Annotated in this window: 6 protein-coding genes; 2 read left to right on the plus strand and 4 right to left on the minus strand. The window is 73.3% G+C overall.

What is annotated here, in order from left to right; all coding sequences use genetic code 11:
- Positions 1 to 167: 167 nt before the first annotated feature.
- Positions 168 to 2,018 carry an FUSC family protein gene (locus tag FHE66_RS09505; RefSeq protein ID WP_139072725.1) on the plus strand — a complete coding sequence of 617 codons (1,851 nt, stop codon included), beginning with the start codon at positions 168 to 170 and terminating at the stop codon, positions 2,016 to 2,018.
- Positions 2,019 to 2,027: 9 nt separating this feature from the next.
- Here the strand turns inward: FHE66_RS09505 and FHE66_RS09510 are convergent, their stop codons facing one another.
- On the minus strand, positions 2,028 to 2,759 hold the full coding sequence (locus FHE66_RS09510) for a glutamine amidotransferase (protein ID WP_139072726.1): 732 nt from the start codon (positions 2,757 to 2,759) through the stop codon (positions 2,028 to 2,030).
- A gap of 31 nt (positions 2,760 to 2,790) precedes the next feature.
- Complete coding sequence (locus FHE66_RS09515; RefSeq protein ID WP_176554727.1) at positions 2,791 to 3,255, minus strand: DUF4190 domain-containing protein; 465 nt, start codon at positions 3,253 to 3,255, stop codon at positions 2,791 to 2,793.
- Positions 3,256 to 3,349: 94 nt separating this feature from the next.
- Between FHE66_RS09515 and FHE66_RS09520 the strand changes: the two genes are divergently transcribed.
- Positions 3,350 to 4,651 carry a uracil-xanthine permease family protein gene (locus tag FHE66_RS09520; RefSeq protein ID WP_139072728.1) on the plus strand — a complete coding sequence of 434 codons (1,302 nt, stop codon included), beginning with the start codon at positions 3,350 to 3,352 and terminating at the stop codon, positions 4,649 to 4,651.
- 36 nt (positions 4,652 to 4,687) lie between these two features.
- Here FHE66_RS09520 and FHE66_RS09525 read toward each other — a convergent pair whose 3' ends face one another.
- Together FHE66_RS09525 and FHE66_RS09530 are read right to left on the minus strand one after the other, a co-directional pair.
- A complete protein-coding gene (locus FHE66_RS09525) occupies positions 4,688 to 5,320 on the minus strand; it encodes a LytR C-terminal domain-containing protein (protein WP_139072729.1) in 633 nt (210 codons plus the stop codon).
- A 55-nt stretch (positions 5,321 to 5,375) separates the two neighbouring features.
- Entirely contained in the window at positions 5,376 to 5,699 is a 324-nt protein-coding gene (locus tag FHE66_RS09530) for a type II toxin-antitoxin system VapB family antitoxin (protein WP_139072730.1), read from the minus strand.
- Between the last annotated feature and the right edge of the window lie 82 nt (positions 5,700 to 5,781).

Below are 5,781 nucleotides of genomic sequence, written 5' to 3' on the forward strand. Positions count from 1 at the left end.
TGGGCCGCAACCCTTGGGTTGCGGCCCACACGTGTTTCTGGACCCATGTGGCCGCCCCGTCGACGGCGGCGAGGCCAGTGGCCCAGCGCTTCGCGGCGCTCGAGCAGGGCTGTCCCCAGTTCGGGGATCTGTGGCGCCCGCCATACTTCGCCTCTACCGTCGCTGACATGAGCGCGTCATCGTACGTGCGTGGGGGAGCGTCCGCGCAGTCCGGGAACACGGCAGCGCCCCGGCGTCCCAGGGGCAGCCCGTTGCTCATCGTCCTCATGATCATCGTCGTCGTGCCCTCGGTGCTGCTCGCCGACTCCTGGGGGGCCGGCGCGGCCGGCATCATCGGCGGCCTCACCGGCATGTTCTCCCTCGTCGCGTTCCTGGGTGGCCCGCTGTGGCCCGACCTCCGGGTCGCCCTGATCCTGGGGCCGCTGCTCGTCGTCGCCGCGGCGCTGCCGCGTCTGGTCGCGGAATCCTCCCGCCCGGCGGCGATCGCCCTCGTCGTCCTTCTCACCTTCGTCGCGGGTCTGCTCCCGCTCATCGGTCCCCGTTTCGCCAACGCCGGCATGGGGCTCGGCATGACGACGATGTTCGGCTACGGCTATGCGCCCATGGGCGGTGCGGACCACGAGCAGATCATCGCCGCCGCCGTCGCGGGCGTCGTCGTCGCGCTCGTGCTGCGGGTCCTCATGGGGATCACCGACCCGTCCAAGCCCACCCGCGAGCAGGTGGCGGCGGTGCTCGTCGCCGAGGACCCGGCTTCCGCGGCGGCGGGCGCGTTCGGCACCTGGCTCGCCGACCGCAGACAACGCTGGCTCGCGGACGTCCTCGAGGGCGCCTCACGCTACCGCCTCGCCGTCCGCGCCGCGGAGCTGTCGGGGCGGGCCGACCCCGACGCCGTCGCCGCCCTCCGTGCGCGGGCCGAGGACCTCGCGGGGCGGATCACGGCCAGGCCCGCCCGGGCCAAGGCGGACACCCCGAGCCCGGATCCGGCACGGTCACCGGCAGCGGAACCCGCCGACGGTCCCCTCGCCGACGCCGCCCGCGCCCTCGACACCGTCGAGCAGGCGGTCGACGGGCGCGACACCACCCCCGTCCACCTGGACCGGGACCGGGGCGAGCAGCTCAAGGAGGCGGTGCTCCACCCGTCGGCGCGACTGCGCTCCGTCCAGGTCCGGCACGCGTTCCGCACGGCACTCGCCGTCCTCCTCATGCTGCTCGTCACCTCGCGGCTCGATCGCGGCGACCCGCTCGTGTCCACCGCGCTGCTCGCGACCTTCAGCATCCTCCAGGCGACCTGGAGCGAGACCGCGGCCAAGACGCGGAACAAGATCGTCGGCGTCGTCGCCGGCTCGCTCACCGTCGCGGTGGTCCTCCTGCTCGTCCCGTCCGACTACCTCGTCATGGTCGCCACCGTCTCCCTGTGCCTGGGACTCTGGTACGTCGTCACCCGCCCGGCGCTGGGCAGTGCGTTCATGGTCGTCGTCAGCGTCGGCTTCAACTCGGTGAGCCGCGACCTCGACCCCGTGAACCTCCTCCTCCAGTACGTCGGCCTCACCGCGTGCGCGGTGCTCCTCGGGGTGGTCCTCGGCTACGTCGTCATCCCCGGTTTCCGACCCCCGCCGCTGCGGCAGCGGGTCGAGGCCGCCACCGCGGCCACCGTCGCGGCCCTGCGGGCCTCGGCCACCGGCACGGCATCGCGGCGGCCGGAGGACATCACCGTGCTCCGCGACGCCGAGCGGCTGCAGGACGAGCTCGTCCCCGACCGGGACCGGCTCGACAGTCGTCAGCTCGCCGACCTCGACACGCTGCGCACGCGTCTGCGCAACCTCACCGTCCTCGCCGACGCCACCGAGCTCACGAGCGAGGACGTCGACCTCGTCACGGCCGAGCTCGCCCGCCACAGCCCGGCGGACGACGCCGCAGGGCCGTCCGGCACCGCGTCCACGGTGCTGTGGGACCTCGCCCACGAGGCCGGTGCGGCCGAGCGGTCCCTGCTCGCGTCGCTGCCCGCCGAGGGCCGCTGACCCGGCCGGTCAGCTCGCGTAGCGCTCGACGAAGTTGCGCAGCACCCGCCGGGCGTGGCTGACGTCCGCGGCCGAGACGGCCCGGCGGACCTCCTCGAAGTCCTCGGGCGGGAAGTAGCCCGCGTGCCGGTAGACCGTCATCCGCTCGACGAGCGCGTCCAGGGTGAGCTCGGGGTGGAACTGGGTGCCGTAGAGGTTGGTGCGCACCCGGAACATCTGCACGGGGCACTGCTCGGAGGAGGCGAGGACGACGGCCGTGTCGGGCAGGTGCGTGCACGCCTCCTTGTGTCCGACGAACGCCTCGAACTGCTCGGGAACCCCGGCGAGGAGCGGGTCGGCCTGGCCTGCCTCGGTGAGGGTGATGAGGGGTGCGCTGATCGGCTCGGAGTAGGTGCCGTCGATGACCCCGCCGATGTGCCGGGCGAGAGTCCCGATGCCGTAGCACGCACCGAAGAACGGGAAGTCGCGGTCCCACACCTCGTCGAGGAGCGTGCCGAGCTCCGCCTCGACGCGCAGCTGGGTGTCGCTCTTGAACTCGGTGGGTACCGAGCTGGTGAACGGGCTGCCGCCGACGATGATGCCCGAGTAGGCGTCGAGGTCGAGGTCCGGCAACGGCGTCGTCTCCAGCCGGAGGCGGTGCAGGTCGCGCTCCTCCAGCCCGCCGAGGTCGAGGATCGAGGCGTACTCGGAGTCGGCTGCGGCGTCCTCGGAACGCGTGGCGATGAGGAGGAAGGGCTTCACCTCGGCAGCCTAACGCGGGCGGCACCGTGGTTCAGAGCAGCGCCCGGGTGCTGACGTACAGGAGGGCCACCGCCAGCCAGACGGCGGTCGTCGCGTACCCCAGCACGATCCCCGCCACGGCCAGCCCGCGTCCGCCCTCGTAGGAGCGGCGCAGCCGGTGCCGGGCGTAGTGGCCGCAGGCGATCGCGAGCAGGCACACGCCGGGGACGAGGATCCCGACGACGCCGAGCACCATCGACGTGGCGGCGAAGGAGTCGTTGCGGTAGGCGGGCGTCTCGTACCCCTGGCCACCGAGCACCCGGTCGCGGTGCCGGTCGCTCGTCGCGAACGCCAGCGGCGCCCCGGGCGCCGGCGGGGGGAAGGGCGTGTAGGCCGGTGTGGGCGCGGCGTACGGCGTGGCCGAGGACTGTCCCGCAGCGGGCGCGGACTGGTACGGCTCGGGCTCGGGACGGTTGCCGCCCTCGTGCCCCGGTGCCTGCCACCCGCCGTCGCTCACGCCGCCCAGGATCCCACGGCCGGACGTCCCGAGGCTGCCGCCCGTGGAGCGGATATCCTGCGCCGCGGCAAGACACCTGGTGAATGGGAGAGACATGGCGATCTGGACGGTCCACGGCGACGGCGTTCGAGTCGGTCCGGGGGAGGTGGTCGCTCCCCAGGAACGGTTGAGCTGGCCGCGCACCATCGGCATCGGCGCCCAGCACGTCGTCGCGATGTTCGGCGCGACGTTCCTCGTCCCGCTCATCACCGGCTTCCCGCCGTCGACCACGCTCTTCTTCTCCGCGGTCGGCACGGTCCTGTTCCTGCTCATCACCCGCAACCGGGTGCCGAGCTACCTCGGGTCGAGCTTCGCGTTCCTCGCCCCGATCGCCGCCGCGCAGGAGGTCGGCGGGATGCCCGCCGCGCTCGGCGGCATCCTCATCACCGGTGCGCTGCTCGCCGTCATCGGCCTCGTCGTCCACTTCGCGGGTGCGCGGTGGATCGACGTCGTCATGCCGCCGATCGTCACCGGCACGGTCGTCATGCTCATCGGGTTCAACCTCGCGCCGAGCGCGTGGTCCAACGTCTCCCAGGCGCCGCCGACGGCGCTGGTGACGATCGCCGTCGTCGTCCTCGTGACGGTGCTGTTCCGCGGCATCCTCGGCCGCCTCGCGATCCTCGTCGGCGTTCTCGCCGGCTACGTCGTCGCGGTCGTGCGCGGCGAGGTGGACTTCACCCCCGTCGGCGAGGCGGCGTGGGTCGGCCTGCCGACCTTCACCACCCCCACCTTCGACCTCACCCTCATGGGCCTGTTCGTGCCCGTCGTCTTCGTCCTCATCGCCGAGAACGTCGGTCACGTGAAGTCGGTGGCCGCGATGACGGGGGAGAACCTCGACGACGTCACCGGGCGCGCGCTGTTCGCCGACGGCCTCGCCACGACGCTCGCCGGTGCCGGTGGCGGCTCGGGCACGACGACCTACGCGGAGAACATCGGCGTCATGGCCGCGACCCGTGTCTACTCGACGGCCGCGTACTTCGTGGCCGCCGGCGTCGCGCTCCTGCTCAGCCTCTCCCCGAAGTTCGGGGAGCTCATCAACACCGTTCCCCCGGGCGTCCTGGGCGGCGCGGCGACCGTGCTCTACGGCATGATCGGCGTCCTCGGCGCCCGCATCTGGGTGCAGAACAAGGTCGACTTCGCCGACCCGGTCAACCTCACGACGGCCGCGATCGCGCTCATCGTCGGGATCGCCAACTACACGTGGGTGGCCGGGGAGATGCGGTTCGAGGGCATCGCGCTCGGTACCGCTGCCGCGCTCGGCGTCTTCCACGTCATGCGCTCCGTGGCCCGCTGGCGCGGGACGAGCGCGGAGGCGGCGAGCCCGGCGTCCGTGCCCGACCCGTCCCGCGAGCACTGAGCGAGGCGGCCCGCCCGGCCCAGGAGGCTGGGCGGGTCAGCCCGCGGCGGGCGCTTCCTCGACGACGTCGTCGTCCGGGACGGTGACCGGGGAGCAGCCCGGCGGCGGCGCGAGCGGCTCGTCGGGGTCGAAGCCCGCCGCCTCGGGGGCGGGGACCTCGCTGAACGCCCCGCCGAGGATGACGTCGACGGTCGCGTCGTCCCGGCCGTCGAGGGAGACGGTCGAGCCCGGGATGATCGCGGCGACGGTGTAGGCCGCCTGCAGGCCGCGCGGGCCGGCGACGATGTCCGCCACGCCCTCGAAGCTGCCGCCGTAGTTGGACTCCTGGGCGATGACGACGCCGTACTGCGCGAGCCCGCGGGCGGTGCGCGCGGCGAGGCCGCTCTGGTCGGTCGCGTTGTAGACGTTCGCGTTGATCTCGGGGAACGGGGCGGGCAGCGCGTCGGCCGGCGGGCACGGCACGGCCGGCGCCTCGGCGTCCGTGGGCTCCGGGGAGCTGAACGGCCGGGCGAAGGGCGAAGGGATGACACCGCCCCACATCGCCGCGGCGACGAGCGCCACCGCGACCATCGCCGTGATGAGGATGCCGAAGATCAGCGTCTGCCGCTGCTGGAGGTGGCGGCGACGGGCGGCACGGCGTCGCTGTGCCTCGGTGAGGTCGGTCGTCACAGAGCCAAGGTAACGGCTGGGCCCGACTTTGCGTGAAACGACGGACCGCCGGCCCTCAGGCGGGCGGGACCACCGTGCCGTCGGGGTTGAGCTCGAGCACCCGGGCGTGGACGTGCAGCCGCTGCTGGAGGGCGGCGCGCAGCGCGCGGTGGAGGCCGTCCTCGAGATAGAGCGTGCCGCGCCAGGAGACGACGTGGGCGAACAGGTCCCCGTAGAAGGTCGAGTCCTCCGCGAGGAGGTGACGCAGGTCGAGCTCGCGCTTGGTGGTGACGAGCTCGTCGAGCCGGACCTGCCGTGGGGCGACGGCGGCCCAGGCGCGGGTGGACTCCACCCCGTGGTCGGGGTACGGACGCCCGTCGCCGACTGCCTTGAAGATCACCCGTCGATACTAGGTGCGCCTCGCCCCGCGCGGGAGGGGGAGAGACGGGAACGGGCCCGCCGGTCGACCGGCGGGCCCGTCC

This window comes from Georgenia sp. 311 (assembly GCF_006151955.1).
Lineage (GTDB): Bacteria > Actinomycetota > Actinomycetes > Actinomycetales > Actinomycetaceae > Oceanitalea > Oceanitalea wutianyii.

Excerpts from the sequence above, each read along its gene's own strand:
- FHE66_RS09505 (WP_139072725.1), top strand. The coding sequence starts at position 168 with ATGAGCGCGTCATCGTACGTGCGTGGGGGAGCGTCCGCGCAGTCCGGG.
- FHE66_RS09520 (WP_139072728.1), top strand. The coding sequence starts at position 3,350 with ATGGCGATCTGGACGGTCCACGGCGACGGCGTTCGAGTCGGTCCGGGG.